The sequence below is a fragment of the Desulfococcus sp. genome (assembly GCF_050178255.1).
In the GTDB taxonomy this organism is placed as follows: Bacteria; Desulfobacterota; Desulfobacteria; order Desulfobacterales; family Desulfococcaceae; genus Desulfococcus; species Desulfococcus multivorans.
Genome location: NZ_JBFXGG010000035.1, coordinates 1 through 17233, shown reverse-complemented (window position 1 = coordinate 17233; position 17233 = coordinate 1). Strand labels below are relative to the sequence as shown.

The window sequence follows — 17233 nt, the reverse complement described above, 5'->3', positions numbered from 1 at the left end:
CGTGAAAGCCGGACGTTGAGTTCCGCTTACAAGGGATGCCTATTGTTTGAACACGAGCCCGTAGGGCCGTTCGCTCCTGGAAATGATTTCCAAAGTGTCGATGATGAGACCTTTCATCGCTTTTCGACCGGCATCACGACCGCTGTCGTCGCCGCTTCTGACGGCCTTGAAAAATTCGACGCAGAGGCGTTTGGCCGAATCATCCCACTGAGTGGTAAAACCGGCCTTTACAGGAGCCTTGGCCGCCCCCTCGCGGGACCCGGGAAGACCCCGTCGGCCGTGGGCCCAGTTGATGATATGGGAATAGTAGATCAAGGCCCTGTCCAGCAGGATGTACAGGAACTGGATGTTTCCCATGGGCCCGACATGAATCTGGGTTCCTCCCAGTTGCATTCCCACCACCTTGGTCTTGGCCAGCCGCTCGGCACCGCCGAAGGCAGCCCATCCTGCGCCGACAAGTCCCCCGATGGCTGAGAAAATACCGAAGGTGAGCCCGTGGGCGGCTACGTCTACCAAAGCGCCGACAGCCGCTCCTCCCAAACCGGCCGCCGTGATGAGTTGTTTTGGCGTGAGCCCCAGAAGCTGCCATGTTCGCTCGTCGAAAAGATCCTCATGGAGTATGGACTGGGGGGGGAGGTCGACATTGAAGATATTGTGCTTGAACAGCCGCCGGATCTTCTGGTGGGCCGTTCTTTCCATCTCTTCGATATCCTGATTGAATCTGGCCTGAAGCGCCTTCTTGGCCGATGCCTCGTCAATCCTGTCGGTAAAATTTCTGGAAACGGAATGGGTCAGGCTTGCCTCCAGGAGGGTACAGATAATCTCGGCCGTCTGGAGATTCCGGTACCGCCAGTCCTTTTTGAATGCCGAAATCACCGTTTCCAGTGCAGGCTGCCAGTCCTGATCGATGTTTTCGAGGTTTTCGAGAAGGCTGATCCGCTCGGCGTAGGTGGCCTTGTGGGCGTTGAAGACCCGAACAGCGTTGAAGTGCTTTCTGAACTCGGCCTTCCATGCCTCGATATAGCCTGTCTCGTCGTCTTTGCAATTGATAACGGCCATACGTGGGCGTCCGGTCAAACGAAGAATTTCCATCTCAGACCGGTCTACACCGCGAACCGGCCGTGATCCGTCGACCACGTAGATAATGCCTGCGCCCCGTTCGATGGGGAGAAAGAGTTCCACATCATCCCGAAATTCCTTGCGGTCGGCGTGGGCCTGTCGAAAGGCCGCCACCATGAGGGTGTCCGGTCCGCTGTACTCGCGCATCCATTGAAGGGTCTGACGAGGATTCTGGAATCCCGGCGTGTCGGTGAACCGGATGATTTCTCTGCCGTCAATGGTCACGGGGAAGGTCCGACATTGAAGCGTCTCCCCCGGCGCCGGACTGATTCGAACGCTGTCGTCCTCGGCCAATGTCGACACTACGGAGGACTTGCCTTCATTGGGATGACCGACGATGGCGAACTCGGGGATACCATCAGGCGTCATGGTTCACCAGCCTTTCGAGCCGCAGATAGGGGTCTCCCAGGGATGTGATTTTCTGATGCCATATCTTCCAGTCCTTCTCCATGACCCGGGTGAATATCGTGTCGGGCGCAGGTTTTCCGATGAGCCCCACTTGAATTCGAGCACGTTCGCCGACGGCCTGTCGCAGATTCCGGATAAAGGCGAGATCCTCACGAATGGGCGGCTGCCACGCTTCTTTGAGGATAAAAAAATCAGCGTTTCCATTTGTGCGGACGGATTCGGAGAGTCGAGCCAGAAAGTCCGGATCAGCGGCGCTGTCTCCCTCCAGGCGTAAGGTGTCTCCGATGCCGAACCCGAAGACCTTGAGCGTCAACGCATCGAGGGTCTCCCGGGGACAGTCATCATAGACGTCGTCCGGAATGATCGCCAGAAGCCGTCCTTCGGCAGGCATGCCGTGGGGGCGTGCCGGCAAGGTTTTTTCTTCGGGGGACGGCGGCGGGGGTTCCGGCCCGGGTTCTCCTTCGGTGCCGACAAGAGGGGTTTCCATCCGCTGGACGAGTTGGTCGGCGCGGCTGTGGGAAAACGTGATCCTGGCCAGCGCCCTGGACTTGAACAGCATTCCGGCCGCCAGAAACAGGAGTCTCGGGATCAGGCCGTAGAAGACGACGGACAGACAGAGAAAGGGCCACCAGGATACCAGGTCCTGGGTGGCGAGGTGATAGATGCCGTCCTTGAGAACCATGTGGGATCCTTCGATCTGGGTCAGCGAGGGGTGTGCCGTTCCGGGCGGGATAAACCACGACCAGGGCATTGCGATGAGTTTTGTCGCCTTGTGAACGATATCCGCACTGAAGAGGATGGATGACTGCCAGCCAAAGGCGATGTCGGTTCCCAGGACCCGCAGAAGGGTTGCGCCCAGGACGCCCACATTGAAGCTGACGCCGAACATCTGGGCGAGGGTGAAAAAGGGCCAGTAGAAGAGGGTGCCGTAAATACGGCGCTTCCCGCGGATCAGTCCGAATATCGCCTCCAGGCTGTTTCGGTGACGTCCTGACACGCGACGCATTGCCAGACGGCCGAATCGGCGCATGAGCGCAACGAGAATCGCGCTGAAGGCAGCGTAGAGGAGGGGGAAGGGGGGGCGTCGGCGCAGGCGGCGTATAACGGCGCCTGCGGCCAGAAGCAGAACGAGAAGCGTCTGCGTGCCCACCAGCAGGCTCAGGTACACGGAGACGTTCACCGGACGCGTTCCGGCATATCTCAGGAGGGAAAAGGCCAGACCGCCGCCGCTCATGATGCCGAAAACGATCGTGGCGAGCACGGTCAGGCGAAATATCTCGGTGAAGGCCTCGCCGGGAAGAAGAACTTCGGGGGTGTCGGATTTCAGGGCGTCGCGTCGCCGTTCAAGCCATTCCCGGATCAGCCGGTGCCGGGGAACGGGCTCCCCCGGGGCAATCCGCGGGAGGATATGGCGGGTGTAGATCTCCCGGTCCCGGAGCGCTGCGGTTTTTCGTGTTGATTCGTCCCCGTCGAGTTCGTCTGCGTGGAGAAAATATTCGAGATCGATGAGGTCTTTAAAACGCCATGTGATTTTCATCGGGTCAAGGTCTGATCGTTGGTGTTGGATGCGGCGGGTTGCGTGGAAAGCGCCGTCTTGTTTGAAATATATAGCCGAAGATGCGCAGAGTGACAAGGTTCAGGCCGATCCAGACCGTCGCGTTTTGGAATTTTCGGCCGACAAATTTCCGGATTTCCGGTTTCATCTGAGGATTGTCAGGCCGATGGGACAGTGATCCGAGCCGAAAACGGTGTCCTCGATGATGGGATCCCGGATTCTGCCTTCGGCGATCATGTTTTCGGTGGTGAAAATATAGTCGATCCGCCAGCCGGCGTTTCGTTCCCGGGCCTTGAACCGGTAGGACCACCACGAATATTTGACCGTTTCCGGATAGAAATGTCTGAAGGTGTCGACATATCCCTCCCGGATGACGGTGTCGATCCAGTCGCGCTCCACTCGGAGAAACCCCGAGTTCTTCTCGTTGGCCTTAGGGTTTTTCAAGTCGATCTCATTGTGTGCCGTATTGTAATCTCCGGCGATGATGATGTGTTTCCCCGCTTTTTTCAGGGGCGAAAGATACGCAAAAAAATCCCGATAGAAATCGAGTTTGTAGCGGAGCCTTTCATCGCTCATCTGGCCGTTGGGAAAATAAACGTTGAAAAAGAGGAAGTCCCCGAAGTCCAATGTGATGATTCTTCCTTCGTCGTCATAACGGGGGTTTCCGATGCCGGTTTCCACCCGGAGCGGCGGAATGCGCGAGTAAACCCCGACGCCGCTGTAACCCTTCTTTACCGTTGAACAGGACCAGTAGGCATCGTATCCGTCTACATGTCGCATCTCCTCCGTCAGCTGGTCCGGCTGGATCTTGGTCTCCTGAACGGCAAACAGATCGGCATCCAGCCGTCGGAAGGTTTCCAGAAAGCCCTTGTTCCACACGGCCCTGAGGCCGTTGAGGTTCCATGAGATCAATTTGATGTCGTTCATGAAGATTCCTTTATGCGGTTTAGCGCTACCACGATTTTGCGCTCAAGACAATAATGAGAATGATAATTCTCTAAAACGGCCGATCCTTTCTTGACAGAGTTGATCCACTTATGTATGGAATAATATTCGATTAATAATAAAAACAGCGGTTTTTCGTAAAATAATCGGGAAAGGCGTCGTCCTTTCCGGAAATACAATGCGAGGTTTGTCAGGTGAAACAGATGAAAATTGGTATACGGAGGGAAGACAAAAGCGTCTGGGAGCGAAGGGTTCCCTTTGTACCGGAAGACCTGAAGGCCCTTAAAGCAAAAGGTCTGGATGTTGTGGTACAGTCAAGTCCCGTGCGTGCTTTCGGGGATGAAGAGTTCCGCGCGGCGGGCATACCGGTTCGGGACCATCTCGAAGACCGTGATCTGATTTTCGGGATCAAGGAGGTGCCGAAGGAGGCCTTTCTGGAGGGGCGGGTCTATGTTTTTTTTGCCCATGTCATCAAAGGTCAGTCTTACAACATGCCCATGCTGAAAACCATGATGGAAAAGGGTGTGACCCTCATCGATTACGAGCGGATCGTGGACGACGAGAACCGTCGACTGATTTTTTTCGGCCGTCATGCCGGTCTCGCCGGGATGGTGAACTCCCTTTGGGCCTTCGGGAAGCGTCTGGCGGCGGAGGGCGTCGAAACGCCGTTTGCCGAGCTTAAACAGGCGAAAGACTACCGGGACCTGAATGAGATCAAAGCCCATGTCACGGCGGTTGGTTCGGCAATTCGCGACGGCGGCCTCCCTGCCGCGATTCATCCCGTCATTGTGGGGATCACCGGCTACGGCAATGTCTCCGCGGGGGCACAGGAGATCCTGGACCTCCTGCCTGTCGTCGAAATCCTTCCCGAGGCGGTCGCTGAAACGGCCGCAGGTTTCGAATCTCCCAGGAACCGCATCTACAAGGCCGTGTTCAAGGAGCATCATTGCGTCAGACCCAGGATCGGGGGCGCGGCCTTCGATCTTCAGGATTATTACCGGCGCGGGAAGGATGCATACGAGAATATTTTTGAAGCGTACCTCGACCACCTGAACCTTCTGATCAACTGCGTTTACTGGGATGAACGGTATCCCCGCCTTGTCACCCTCGAGGCCGTGAAGCGTCTCTGGGCCGATGGCAGACAGCCTAAGCTACGGGTGATCGGAGACATCAGTTGCGATCCGGGAGGATCGATTCAGTGCACGGTGGACGCAACGGACCCCGGAGATCCCGTCTATGTTTATCTTCCTGAAAACAATACCGTTGCCAGGGGCGTCATCGGTCACGGACCCGTTATCATGGCGGTGGATATTCTGCCGACGGAGATACCCCGGGAATCCTCCGTCTATTTCAGCAGCGTTCTTCGAGGAATTGTCGAATTCATGGCCAGGGCGGATTACAGCGTCCCCTATGCGGAACTGGACCTGCCGCCCGAGCTGAAGCGAGCCGTTATTCTTTATCGGGGACGCCTTACCCCCGACTATGCGTATCTTCATCAGTACCTGTAATTCAGTCTTCGGCGTTCGTGACGGCGGGCGGGTAGCGGCTGAAGGGGATCGTTCCCGTCGGTGTGGATCATGGCTGTTGACAAAGGAAGAGACCCATGGATACCTATAATGAAATCATTCGTGCCATCGCTCTGTCGATGGGTGCCGCCTGGGCCAGCGGGATCAATCTTTATGCGACAATTCTGGTGCTGGGCGCCCTGGGTGCGACTCAGAACATCGTCCTTCCGGAGCACCTTCATATTCTGATGAATCCGCTGGTGATGACCAGTGCCGGGCTGATGTTTGTGACGGAGTTTATCGCCGACAAGGTGCCGGGGGTGGATACGGGATGGGATTTGCTGCACACCTTCATCCGCATTCCCGCAGGCGCGGTGCTGGCTGCGGGGGCGGTGGGGGAGGTGTCCCCCGCGTTGGCGCTGACGGCGGCTATCCTGGGCGGCGGCATCGCCGCCGGTGTCCATGCGACCAAGACGGGTTCCAGGGCCCTGATCAACATGTCCCCGGAACCGTTCAGCAACTGGACCGCTTCCATTTCCGAAGACGTTATCGTCGTGGCCGGCATATGGACGGCTCTGAACCATCCGTTGCTTTTTATCGGTCTGTTCATTCTCTTCATCGGCATGGTGATCTGGCTTCTGCCCAGGATCTGGCGGGGACTCAAGCGGGTCTTCGCGGCTGTGGAGCGTTGGGTGAAGGACCGAACGCCGTCTGCCTGATACGGTTTGACACCAAAAAACATTTTTAAAGATAGGGAGGATATTCGGTGACAAAAAAATGGGTATACCTGTTCGATGAGGTCGAGGCTGCGGAAAAGTACGCCGGCGGAACCTGGGACGGTGTTCGAAGCCTTCTGGGCGGTAAAGGCGCCAACCTGGCCGAAATGGCCCGTATCGGCGTTCCCGTGCCGCCCGGTTTTACGGTGACGACCGAGGCTTGCAACGCCTATCTCGCGTCGGGAGGAAAATTTCCGGAAGGGCTCTGGGAGCAGGAACTCGAGGCATTGAAGGCCATTGAGCGGAATACGGGCAAGGTCTTCGGGGATGCTGCGAATCCGCTCCTGGTTTCCTGTCGCAGCGGCGCCAAATTTTCCATGCCGGGGATGATGGATACCGTCCTCAATATCGGCCTCAACGATGAGACGGCCAAAGGCATGGTCGAACTGACGGGCGATGAGCGGTTTGTCTACGATGCCTACCGGCGTCTGGTACAAATGTTCGGAAATGTGGTCATGGGCGTGCCGGACGACCTCTTTGAGGAGGTGATCACCGACGCCCGCATGAAGGAAGGCGTGGAAACCGACGCTGAATTGAGCGCCGAGGCATGGAAAACGGTGACCCGTGAGTTCCAGGCTATCTGCCGACGCCAGAAAGGCTATGGGTTCCCTCGCGATCCGTTTGAACAGCTGCGGCTCGCAACCGAGGCTGTTTTCAAGAGTTGGAACGGGAAGCGGGCCGTGGATTACCGGAACGCCGCCGGCATATCCCACGATTTGGGCACTGCCGTCAGCATCGTGACCATGGTGTTCGGCAACATGGGTGATGATTCGGCCACGGGTGTCGCTATGACCCGGAACGGATCGACCGGAGAACGTCAGATCGAGGGGGACTACCTCACCAACGCTCAGGGGGAGGACGTGGTGGCCGGCATTCGGTTGACCAAAGACCTTTCCGAACTCGAAAGGGAAATGCCTGTAGCCTATGCCGAATTCGAGGATGTGGCCCGGAAGCTCGAGCAGCATTATCGGGAAATGCAGGATGTGGAGTTCACCATCGAAAAGGGAAAGCTCTGGATGCTCCAGACCCGGGACGGAAAACGGACCGCCCAGGCAGCGGTAAGGATTGCCGTGGATATGGCCGAGGAGAATCTCATTTCCCGGGAGGATGCGGTTTTGCGCGTCACCCCGGAGCAGGTGGACTTTTTTCTGCATCCACAGTTCGATCGGAAGGCCGTTGCTGCGGCGAGAGCCTCCGGAACGTTCCTGGGAAGCGGGCTCAACGTCAGCCCCGGTGCCGCCTGCGGTGTGGTGGCTCTGGACGCGGATCTGGCCGAGAAGTGGAGCAAGGAGGGTAAGGATGTGGTCATGGTCCGGCCGGAGACAAAACCGGACGACGTTCACGGCATGCTGGCGGCCAGGGGTATTCTCACCAGCCGCGGCGGTCGCACCAGTCATGCAGCCTTGGTGGCCCGGCAGTTCGGAAAGCCCGCGGTGGTGGGGGTGTCGGAACTTCAGATCGACATGAACCGTCGGCAGATGCGCATCAAGGACGAGATTGTACACGAAGGGGACTGGATCTCCATCGACGGCACCGTGGGGGAACTCTTCCTGGGCAAACTGAGCACGACCGTGCCGGATATACGGGACCCATGGCTCATAAAGCTGCTGTCGTGGGCCGATGAATTCAGGACTCTGGGCGTATGGACCAACGCCGACTATCCCAAGGACGCCCTGCGCGCCAGGGAGTACGGTGCCGAGGGTATCGGACTCTGCCGATCCGAACACATGTTTTTCGAAGCCGAACGTCTTCCCTATGTTCTCAAGATGATCATGACCGATCTTCCCATTGAACGGCGGGAGGCCCTCGAAGCCGTCCTTCCGTTCCAGAGGGAGGATTTCGCAGGGCTTTTTCGTGCCATGGACGGCCTGCCCGTGATCATTCGACTTCTCGACCCGCCGTTGCATGAATTTCTGCCCAATCACGTCGACCTGAGACGGGCTTTGAGCGACATCAAAATTCGACTCCAGCATGCCGACAATCTGGAGAAAATAGACGAGCTGCTTCAGCAATTCAAAGAGAAGGAACAGCTTCTCAAACGGGCCGAAAGTCTGCACGAGGCCAACCCCATGCTGGGTATGCGGGGGGTTCGTCTCGGGATTCTGGTTCCCGAGATTACGACCATGCAGGTACGGGCTATCTTCGAGGCGGCGTGCATCGTCGCCAAGGAGGGCGTGGAGGTCCATCCGGAGGTCATGATTCCGCTCACCGCCCACGTCAACGAACTCAAGGTGCAGCGCCGGCGCCTGGAGGCTGAGGCCCGGCAGGTAATGACCCAAAAGGGTCAGTCCATCGATTATAAGTTCGGCACCATGATCGAATTGCCGCGGGCGGCCTTGACTGCCGACCAGATTGCCGAGCATGCCGAGTTTTTTTCCTACGGCACCAACGACCTGACCCAGACCACTTACGGGATTTCCAGGGATGATGCCGAGGCCGGTTTCCTCATCGACTACATCGAGGAGGGCATTCTGCCGGACAACCCATTCGCCACCATCGACGAAGACGGCGTTGGACAGCTCATGAAAATCGGCATCGAGAAGGGACGCAGTGTTCGGCCCGATCTGGAGTGCGGCATCTGCGGTGAGCACGGCGGCGACCCGGCGTCCATCGCCCTTTGCCACAAACTGGGGTTGACCTATGTCTCCTGTTCGCCGTTCCGTGTGCCGGTGGCCCGGCTGGCCGCGGCCCATGCAGCGATTATGGAGAGGCGCGGGCACGATAAATAGATACGACAAGGTTACGGATAGCGGAAGGGGCGGCTGCGGCCGCCCCTCAACTTTGGAACGGTCGGATATCGGACCGCTCCCGTCTACATCAACATTTTCCGGGAATCCCGGCTGCGTTTCGCGGCCGAAACCGCAAAAGGATCGATTATGAAAACCATACCTCTGAGAAAAACCGGCATTCATCTCAGTGCCGTCATTATGGGAACCTGGCAGGCCGGCAAGGCCATGTGGGCCGGCATCGATGATGATCAGACCGAAAGGGCCATGGCCGCGGCTGTTGATGCGGGCATCACCACCTTCGACACCGCCGCCGTCTATGGGGACGGGCATTCGGAAAGAGTACTGGGAAAGGCCCTCCGTCATGTTCGAAAGGCGGTGGTGATCGCCACCAAGGTTTTTGCGCACTCCCTGGCCTATGAAAAGGTCTTCAAAGCTTGTCACCAGTCCCTTCGAAACCTTCAGACCGATTACATCGACCTCTATCAGATTCACTGGCCTGCCGGGTCCTTCGGCAGCAGGGACGTCCCCATCGAAGAGACGATGCGGGCGCTGAACGCGCTGAAACTGCAGGGGAAGATCCGGGCGGTGGGCGTCTCCAATTTTTCACAGGCCGAGATCGAAGCTGCGGAAGCCTTCGGGACCATCGACAGCTATCAGCCGCCCTATTCCCTGTTCTGGCGGCACATGGAAAAGACCGCCATGGCGTACTGCCGGGAGAAGGGTATTGTCGTCATGGCGTATTCCCCAATGGCCCAGGGCATCCTGACCGGAAAGTTTGGACCGACGCCCCAATTCGAGAAGGGCGATCACCGCGCCAGGAACGTCCTTTTCCAGCCGGAGCATTACACCCGGATTCAGGATGCGCTGAAGGCGCTTCGGCCCATCGCGGAGGAGAACGGGCTGACCCTGGGGCAGCTGGCCCTGGCGTGGGTGGTCTCCCGTGAGGGGACCTGCGCCATCGCCGGCGCGCGCAATGCCGATCAGGTCGTTCAGAACGCCAGGGCCGGCACCGTGAGCCTGCCTTCGGAGGTGTTGAGCGAGATCGACCGTATCGGCCGGACCGTCACCGATCATCTGGGGGACGATCCGGTCATGTGGAAATGGTAGTGAACAGCCGATCGTCGGCTCGCGGCGGTCAGATGGCTACGGTGGACTGAATCGCCGACAGCACCCCGTCGTGAAGCCGGCCGTTGGTGGCCAGGATACCCCGGTGACTTTTGAGGGTTCGACCTTCCGTAAAACCGAGGGGGCTGCCGCTGAAATCGGTCACCCGGCCGCCGGCCTCCGTTACGACGGCGGCGCCGGCGGCATGGTCCCAGATTTTTTCCCGATATGCCGAGCTCCGGGGCAGGCGAAGATATATGGATGCTTCGCCTGAGGCTATCGCTGCATATTTGGCCTGGCTGTCGATGCGGCAGGGGGATGCGAGAATCCCCAGGCGGTCGCAGATTCGCCGGTGGACCTCGTGATCGCTGTGGGCGCTTTCCACCGACTCACAGAATCGGGCAGCTTCGGGCCGGTTCGTTCCATCCACCCGGATGGGTTTGGCGTTCAAATCGTTCCTGCCGACGGGGGTCCCCGGTTCGATGGGGGCGGCAAAGGCGCCGCCGCCTGCAACGGCATAGAAGATGGCCCCGTTGGCTCCCCATTTTTCAGGATTGAAATTGGGGCATCCCAGGACGCCCAATACCACCCGGCCCGCCTCTATCAACGCCAGGGCCACGGCATACTGGTCTCCTCTTAAAAACCCCTTGGTGCCGTCGATGGGATCCACGGTCCAGAACCGCCCGGAGAAATTCGTATCACGGGCGCCCCGGTCGATGGCCTCGATCAGGGCATCCTCGTCCACGGCGCCGATCGCGTTCGAGACGAGGTTATGGACCTTTCCGCGGAGAACGTCGTTTTTCCGCAACAGCACGGCATCCTCTTCCCCCACCAGGGGATCTTCGGGAAAAGCAGCGGACAAGGCCATGCTGATGATCGCCTGACTTCCGAAATCGGCGATGGTGACCGGTGAACGATCCTTTTTCTGGACGCTCTCCGCATCGACCAAAGTCTGTTGGACGTCTCGGCACAGTTTTGCTGCACGGCTCACGGCTGAAAGTGCAATATCAAGTTCTTTTCGATACATCGGAATCCTTTCCCGGTCGGGTCGTCAGACCGGCGTGAAATGAATTGACGGGCGGCGGACTCTCGTATACTTTTCGACAGTAATGACCATCATCGCAACAATCAGGTTAACCATCAAGGATTTTTAAAGGATTCACGGATGATTCGGCCAAGGAAACCCATTGTGATGCAACAGCCATATGCGAGGATATTGACGGTCGCGGGCGTCATGGTGCTTTCAGTGTTTTTTTCGGGTCCGGTTCGGGGACAGGAGCAGGAGCGGCGGAACGTCGGTGAAAGGGCAACGGAACCCGCTGCGCTGTCGGCAAGGGACGGCGATACCATCGAGACCCTCAAGAGCCTTATCCAGACCCGAATGGAGATCAACACACAGATCAAGGACACGAAGCAGGCGCGGAACGTCGCCGGAAGCGAGGGGGAGAAGACGGCTACCAGCACGGCGCTGGACCAGCTCAGGGCTAAACTCTCGGAGGTGGAGTCTGATTTCGAGAGCATTGCCACCGGCGTTGATATCGAGAATTTTCTTGTGAAATCGCAGGAAAAGATCGATTGGAAAGAGGAGCTTTCAACGCTTCTGACGCCGCTGCTCAGTGAATTGAAACAGCTTACCGATCGTCCACGGCAGCAGGAGAAACTGAGGAGCGAGATTCAACTTCAGCAAAACCAGTTGGCGACCATTAAAGTTGCGCTTCGGAACATCGATACGCTGATTCAGAATACCGCGGATGACGATATCCGCCTCAAAAAGGCACTGGAGGGGCTGCGAGAGGAATGGCTGCGCCGGGAACGGCAGGTCGCCGACAGGCTCAAGGTGGATCAGTACCAGCTCCAGGAACTCCTGAGGCAGCGACAATCTATCTTCGATTCCTCCCAGGAGGTTGTGAAGTCCTTTTTCAGGAGTCGCGGAAAAAATTTCATCATGGCCGTGGTCGCCTTTTTCGCCACTTTTTTTCTCATGCGCTATGTTCACCGGCTGGTATACCGATTCAGTCCCATTCATAAGCGCGGCGAGCGCACCTTCATCATCCGAATGATGGATGTGTTTTATCATATCCTGACGGGAATCGGGGCCACCGGCGCGCTCCTATTCGTTCTCTATACGGTCGGAGACTGGCTTCTGCTCAGCTTTGCCATCATCTTCATCATCGGTGTCGCCTGGACGGCGAAGGCGGGGCTCCCCATGTTCTGGCGACAGGTTCAACTGATGCTCAATCTGGGCACGGTCCGGGAAAACGAGCGAATCATCTTCAACGGCATACCGTGGCGGGTGGCATCTTTGAACGTCTATGCAACACTCGATAATCCGGATCTCCGGCCGAGGCTCCTCCGGGTTCCGCTTCGAGACATCCTCGACCTCAATTCCCGGACCTATGATGCCGAGGAACCCTGGTTCCCCTGCCGAATCCACGAGTGGGTCCTGCTGTCGGACGGGAACTGGGGAGAAATCGTCAGTCAGACGCCGGAGATGGTTCAACTGGTGTCAAGGGGCGGCAGCCGCATTACCTACCCGACCCAGGATTTTTTGGGACTCGGTCCCAAAAACATTTCGAAGGGGTTCAGAATCAAAATTGTCTTCGGCCTCGATTACAATCTCCAGGCGTCGATCACCCAGGCCGTCCCCGAGAAGCTCGAGGCATCCCTCAGGGCAAAATTGGAGGAGACCGGCTACTACGGGGACCTGGTTCAGCTCAAGGTCGAGGTGGCGGCGGCAGGTCCGTCATCGCTGGATTTGGCGATCATTGCCGATTTTTCCGGAAAGATGGCGTGTTACTACAACAAACTGAACCGACTTATCAATCGGATGGCCATCGAAACCTGCAACGAAAATGAATGGAATATTCCTTTTCCCCAACTCACCGTTCATACCCAGGAGCCGTTGCGATTCCAGATGGACGGGTCCTTGTCATGAGATAACTTGCGTATTATAGTAAAAGGTAACGTTATGAGGACCCAGACATGCCGATAGAGGGCGCATTCAGGTTTTGGGTCTGGAAAGGTTCAATGGATTCCAATCTCAACAGAAAGGACGACCACCATGATCAGCAAAGCCGAACTATGTGACAAAATTCGAAAAATATATCCGGATATCGGTGAGTGCGGGATTGACGTCGAGGTCGATTACGATGCCGAACAAAAAGCCTGGGTCGTGGATCTCAAAAAAGGCGGCCATGAGCTCAAGACATTTCTCGAGGACAACGATGCGGAAAAATGCATGGAGGGAAAGCAGTGTGTCAGTCTGGGCATCGAAATTGCTCAACTTAGAGCGAATATCGAGAGAATGAAGGAAGCGGATGGCCGGTCGTGAAAATATTTTTCGGGCATCTTGCGGGCGGCCTGTTGACGGCCTCCGCAAGATGCCTTTCTTTGGAATGGCCCTGCGGCGGATTCGGTTTGACGGATGCCGCTGCAGAAGTTACATTCCCAGATAGTCCAGTTCGAAGGGCCATGCCTCGTGGCCGCCTTCCATGAACCATACCCGATCGAATCCCGCGGCCTGAAGGATACGCTGGGCCTCATACCCCCTGAGGCTGATCTTGCAGAACGTGATGATGTCCTTGTCCCTGGGCAGCTCATTCAGGCGTTCGCGCAGTGAACCCAGGGGGATGTGGACGACCTTGTCATAAGCCATCTTGAGCATCTTGTTCTCATCGGGCTCCCGGACATCCAGAAGCAGAACATCCCCTTGGTCCATCCGTTCCTTGGCGTCGTAAACACTGATGGATCGGGCGATGCCGTCCATCTTGTTGCTGAGCACGTGGGCGCATACGGCGATGGGATCGATGGGTGGACCGAAGGGTGGGGCATACGCCAGATCAATATCGGCCAGATCCTCTACGGTCCCGCCGTAATAGAGGGTGCCGGCGGCCACGTCCAGGCGTTTGGCGCCGTCCCCGGCCCCGGCGACCTGAACTCCCAGTACCTTGCGGTCCCGCTTCGAGGCCAGCATTTTGATCAGGAAATAGCGGGCGTTCTTCATGTAATGCGGCCGATCGGGTCCGCCCCAGACGATGGATTCGTAAGCAATGCCCAGCTTTTTGGCCATGGCTTCGGTCAGGCCGGTTCGACCGACGGTATAGTCAAAGACCTTGACGACGCCGGTGCCGTTGATGCCGGGAAAAGGCGTCTGCTGTCCGGCGATGTGATTGGCGATGGTCCGTCCGTGCTTGTTGGCCGTCGACCCCAAAGGAACATACATGGGTGGGGCCACGGTTTTGTTGATGAAACGATTGAGTACGCAGTCGCCGCCGGCGTAGATATCCGGGTCGCTGGTCTGGCAATTGTTGTTGATGAGAATGCCCCGATCACAAAATAGCCCGGCTTCTCGGGCCAATTCGTCATTGGGGCGGGTACCCACGGCCACTACGACGCAGTCGGCTGAAATAGAACGTTGATCGGTTTTGACGGCCGTCACTTTGCCGTCCCCGTCGCCTTCGAGTCCCACCACCCGTTCGCCCAGAGCCAGGTCCACATCATTGTCCTCCAGATGAAGCTGGACGTAGGCGGCCAGATCCTGATCCATCACGCCGGGCAGCACATGGTCGAACATCTCGACCATGGTAACGTTCATATCCTTGTACATCAAGGCTTCGGCCATTTCCATGCCGATAAAACCAGCGCCCACCATTACGGCGTTTTTAAGCCCCTGGGCTGCGATTTCCTCTACGAGGGTCCGGGCGTGTTCGGGGTGGGTCATGAACCACACGTTTTTGAGATCGATGCCCGGGATGGGAGGACGAAAGGCCGAACCGCCGGCGGCGATCACCAGTTTGTCATAAGGCAGGTCCGATTCGACCCCGGTGTCGAGGGCTTTGACGGTTACGGTCTTCCGGCTCCGGTTGATCCGGATGGCCTCGGTTCGGGCAAGGACTTTGAATCCTTTGGTCTTTTCAAAAAATTCGGCGGTGCGCGGCAAGCCCACCTGAGTGTGAGTGAGGGCGTTGATGTTCAGAAATTCGCCCTCAACGTAATAGGGAAGTCCGCAGGCACCGTAGGATATCAACCGGTCCCGTTCGATCATCGTGATATCCGCATCGGGACAGAGCCGTTTCAACCTCGAAGCGGTTTTCGGGCCGCACGCGACGCCGCCGATGATCAGGACACGCAAGTTAGACATGAGATTTTTCCTTTCGTCTGAAAAGGTCATAATTTGAGCCGTTGCCGACAGAAACGACAAATGCGAATTATCTCTTTTATGGTTTATACAAAGATCCCCAGCGGTTTGTCAACGGGTTCACTTTGAATGATTTCAAAAAAGTTTTCAAGAGGCGTTGATTCGGCCGATCTCCGAGTCGTTGCGAGTTCCGTCAGCCTGTCGACAAAATAGGTCTTCGCCTCGGCGTAAGCCTGTTGAGACGAGAAGACCGCTGCGGCTGACGTCATAAGATCAAATGCTTGGGGTGTATCCAAGAATCAATCGGATTCGCGGTTCGTGAGGATCGACTGGTCCTGATCATCAGTTCTCCTTGGTCGCTCTCTGGTAAATCATACCGCCGGAACCGTCCGGGACTTTTTTCAAATTCCAGTACTGTTCTCTGATCTCCGTCAATCGTTGCGTTACATCCTCAACGGCAATCATGACCTCATTGAGAAAATAATTCATCTCTGAAGCATGGGATGTGATTTCATCCAAGATTTTTTCCCATCCTGTTGTTGCATCCCCATTGGATCCTTTCTCTGTCAGTGCTTCAATATCCGACAAAAAAGCTTTAATCATTTCAACGCCCATCATGATCACGTTCAGCGGTGATGCCAGATCATCCGCAAAACAGCCTGCAAGCTGGCTGATTGCCTCGAGCTCCTTTTGTCTGATTGCCTCCGTGATGTTGTGAGCGATTCCCTGATAAGAGACAACTTTTCCGGTGTCATCTCTTTGCGCAATGACATTCAAACCTATTTCGAATTTTTCGCCTTTGACATTCTGAAGCAACATTCTGGTCCGTGCGGCCTCTCCTTTTTCCAGAATCTCTTTGACCAGTGATGCCATTGTCGCAGGATCCACATAAAAATCCTTTATGTTTCTTTGTGTTGTTTCCTGTTTGCTGCTGAGTCCGAGAAGTTCGATGCCGGCTGGATTGATATCGAGGATTTGCCCATCTGTTTTAAGGATATATATCATATCCTTAGAGCGTTCGAAGATGCGTCGATATTTTTCCTCACTCGCCTGGAGTTTGTCGAGTGCCTTCTTTTTTTCGGTGATGTCTTCAATAATATGATTGATTCTTCTTACCGCTCCTGTCTTCATGTATTCGACGCGACCGTAATCCAAAACCCATTTTATCTTGCCTTTCGGGGCAACAATCCGATAACTGATCTCAGAAAATCCCTTCTCAAACAAATCGGTGTAATGGGCAAGGACGTTATTCTTATCAAGGTCGTGAACGAAATCGAAAATACTTACTTTTTTGTTCAGAATATAAGATGCCGGCACTTCATAAAAAGAAAAGGCTGAGGAATTGACCTCCACAAGATGATCGTCAAAAAATGAAAAATCAGTTATGCTGTTTTTATCGACTTCTTCAATATATGAGAAAGAAAGCACCAGTTCACGCATGTGATCCAGAATGCTTCTGAGCCTTGTATTCAGTCTTTCAATTTCAAGTTTTTCTTTTTTTCTCTCGGTGATGTCCCTGATATAGTTGTCGTCCATGAATTTGCTGATATCGACGATGCCCAGGATGCGCTGTTGTTGATCCACCACCGGAAGCGCCAAAAGCTTATGGTGGGCCAGCAGGTCATAAGCCTGCGATATTGTCGCATGCTGGGGAATGGTTATCAGTTTTCGGATCATCAGCTCTGAAATGCGCTGGTCCAGGGGCGTAGTGAGCAGCCGTCGGGTCAGAATCACACCCATCAATTGTCCGGCGTTGTCCACCACGTAGAAATAAACGATTTTTTCTCCGAAGCCATGCAATCTGATGTAGTCCAATGCTTGCTGAACAGTGTAATCCTCACGCAGCGTGATAATGTCCTGGTGCGCGATAGTCAAGGCCGGTTGATGTAAATCGATCTGTTCCTTCATCTTAAAAATTCAACTTTCGACGTTCATGATGGTGGCCGTATCCTCCC

At 56.1% G+C, this 17233-nt stretch carries 12 protein-coding genes; 6 read left to right on the top strand and 6 right to left on the bottom strand.

Translation table 11 applies throughout. The features are described from left to right. Nucleotides 1-39: 39 nt before the first annotated feature. The 3 genes from AB7S84_RS08830 to AB7S84_RS08820 all read right to left on the bottom strand — a co-directional run bounded on the left by AB7S84_RS08830 (nt 40) and on the right by AB7S84_RS08820 (nt 4009). Nucleotides 40-1488 (bottom strand): GTPase/DUF3482 domain-containing protein, encoded by a 1449-nt coding sequence (locus AB7S84_RS08830; RefSeq protein ID WP_020875662.1) that lies wholly within the window; start codon nt 1486-1488, stop codon nt 40-42. Then, nucleotides 1478-3064, bottom strand: a complete 1587-nt coding sequence (locus tag AB7S84_RS08825) for a DUF2868 domain-containing protein (protein ID WP_020875663.1) — start codon at nt 3062-3064, stop codon at nt 1478-1480. The genes AB7S84_RS08830 and AB7S84_RS08825 overlap by 11 nt, the downstream gene beginning before the upstream one ends. Nucleotides 3065-3226: 162 nt before the next feature. Then, on the bottom strand, nt 3227-4009 hold the full coding sequence (locus AB7S84_RS08820; protein ID WP_020875664.1) for an exodeoxyribonuclease III: 783 nt from the start codon (nt 4007-4009) through the stop codon (nt 3227-3229). A gap of 221 nt (nt 4010-4230) precedes the next feature. On the opposite strand from AB7S84_RS08820, the gene AB7S84_RS08815 reads away from it, so the two are divergent. The 4 genes from AB7S84_RS08815 to AB7S84_RS08800 all read left to right on the top strand — a co-directional run bounded on the left by AB7S84_RS08815 (nt 4231) and on the right by AB7S84_RS08800 (nt 10144). Continuing rightward, nucleotides 4231-5535 carry an alanine dehydrogenase gene (locus AB7S84_RS08815; RefSeq protein WP_020875665.1) on the top strand — a complete coding sequence of 435 codons (1305 nt, stop codon included), beginning with the start codon at nt 4231-4233 and terminating at the stop codon, nt 5533-5535. Between the two features lie 95 nt (nt 5536-5630). Then, nucleotides 5631-6251, top strand: coding sequence for a DUF4126 domain-containing protein (locus tag AB7S84_RS08810; protein ID WP_020875666.1), 621 nt, complete (start codon nt 5631-5633; stop codon nt 6249-6251). 47 nt (nt 6252-6298) lie between these two features. After that, a complete protein-coding gene (gene ppdK, locus AB7S84_RS08805) occupies nt 6299-9037 on the top strand; it encodes a pyruvate, phosphate dikinase (protein WP_020875667.1) in 2739 nt (912 codons plus the stop codon). Between the two features lie 147 nt (nt 9038-9184). Beyond that, nucleotides 9185-10144 carry an aldo/keto reductase gene (locus AB7S84_RS08800; RefSeq protein WP_020875668.1) on the top strand — a complete coding sequence of 320 codons (960 nt, stop codon included), beginning with the start codon at nt 9185-9187 and terminating at the stop codon, nt 10142-10144. A 28-nt stretch (nt 10145-10172) separates the two neighbouring features. Here the strand turns inward: AB7S84_RS08800 and AB7S84_RS08795 are convergent, their stop codons facing one another. Then, the gene (locus tag AB7S84_RS08795; RefSeq protein ID WP_020875669.1) at nt 10173-11168 is read right to left on the bottom strand and encodes a 3'(2'),5'-bisphosphate nucleotidase; all 996 of its coding nucleotides are present in this window, start codon (nt 11166-11168) and stop codon (nt 10173-10175) included. 165 nt (nt 11169-11333) lie between these two features. Here AB7S84_RS08795 and AB7S84_RS08790 point away from each other — a divergent pair, with 165 nt between their 5' ends. Together AB7S84_RS08790 and AB7S84_RS08785 are read left to right on the top strand one after the other, a co-directional pair. Next, on the top strand, nt 11334-13076 hold the full coding sequence (locus AB7S84_RS08790) for a hypothetical protein (RefSeq protein ID WP_428153958.1): 1743 nt from the start codon (nt 11334-11336) through the stop codon (nt 13074-13076). A 126-nt stretch (nt 13077-13202) separates the two neighbouring features. Next, nucleotides 13203-13472: a hypothetical protein gene (locus AB7S84_RS08785; protein WP_020875672.1), complete on the top strand. Its 270-nt coding sequence runs from the start codon at nt 13203-13205 to the stop codon at nt 13470-13472. A 108-nt stretch (nt 13473-13580) separates the two neighbouring features. On the opposite strand, the gene AB7S84_RS08780 is transcribed toward AB7S84_RS08785, so the two are convergent. Both AB7S84_RS08780 and AB7S84_RS08775 read right to left on the bottom strand, forming a co-directional pair. Further along, the gene (locus AB7S84_RS08780) at nt 13581-15281 is read right to left on the bottom strand and encodes an FAD-dependent oxidoreductase (protein WP_428153955.1); all 1701 of its coding nucleotides are present in this window, start codon (nt 15279-15281) and stop codon (nt 13581-13583) included. A 339-nt stretch (nt 15282-15620) separates the two neighbouring features. Beyond that, nucleotides 15621-17186, bottom strand: a complete 1566-nt coding sequence (locus AB7S84_RS08775; RefSeq protein WP_020875674.1) for a PAS domain S-box protein — start codon at nt 17184-17186, stop codon at nt 15621-15623. Nucleotides 17187-17233: the final 47 nt, after the last annotated feature.

What these genes read in the sequence shown, in the direction of transcription:
- AB7S84_RS08830 (WP_020875662.1), bottom strand. Translation starts at nt 1,488, where the DNA reads ATGACGCCTGATGGTATCCCCGAGTTCGCCATCGTCGGTCATCCCAAT.
- AB7S84_RS08825 (WP_020875663.1), bottom strand. Translation starts at nt 3,064, where the DNA reads ATGAAAATCACATGGCGTTTTAAAGACCTCATCGATCTCGAATATTTT.
- AB7S84_RS08820 (WP_020875664.1), bottom strand. Translation starts at nt 4,009, where the DNA reads ATGAACGACATCAAATTGATCTCATGGAACCTCAACGGCCTCAGGGCC.
- AB7S84_RS08815 (WP_020875665.1), top strand. Translation starts at nt 4,231, where the DNA reads ATGAAAATTGGTATACGGAGGGAAGACAAAAGCGTCTGGGAGCGAAGG.
- AB7S84_RS08810 (WP_020875666.1), top strand. Translation starts at nt 5,631, where the DNA reads ATGGATACCTATAATGAAATCATTCGTGCCATCGCTCTGTCGATGGGT.
- AB7S84_RS08800 (WP_020875668.1), top strand. Translation starts at nt 9,185, where the DNA reads ATGAAAACCATACCTCTGAGAAAAACCGGCATTCATCTCAGTGCCGTC.
- AB7S84_RS08795 (WP_020875669.1), bottom strand. Translation starts at nt 11,168, where the DNA reads ATGTATCGAAAAGAACTTGATATTGCACTTTCAGCCGTGAGCCGTGCA.
- AB7S84_RS08790 (WP_428153958.1), top strand. Translation starts at nt 11,334, where the DNA reads ATGCAACAGCCATATGCGAGGATATTGACGGTCGCGGGCGTCATGGTG.
- AB7S84_RS08785 (WP_020875672.1), top strand. Translation starts at nt 13,203, where the DNA reads ATGATCAGCAAAGCCGAACTATGTGACAAAATTCGAAAAATATATCCG.
- AB7S84_RS08780 (WP_428153955.1), bottom strand. Translation starts at nt 15,281, where the DNA reads ATGTCTAACTTGCGTGTCCTGATCATCGGCGGCGTCGCGTGCGGCCCG.
- AB7S84_RS08775 (WP_020875674.1), bottom strand. Translation starts at nt 17,186, where the DNA reads ATGAAGGAACAGATCGATTTACATCAACCGGCCTTGACTATCGCGCAC.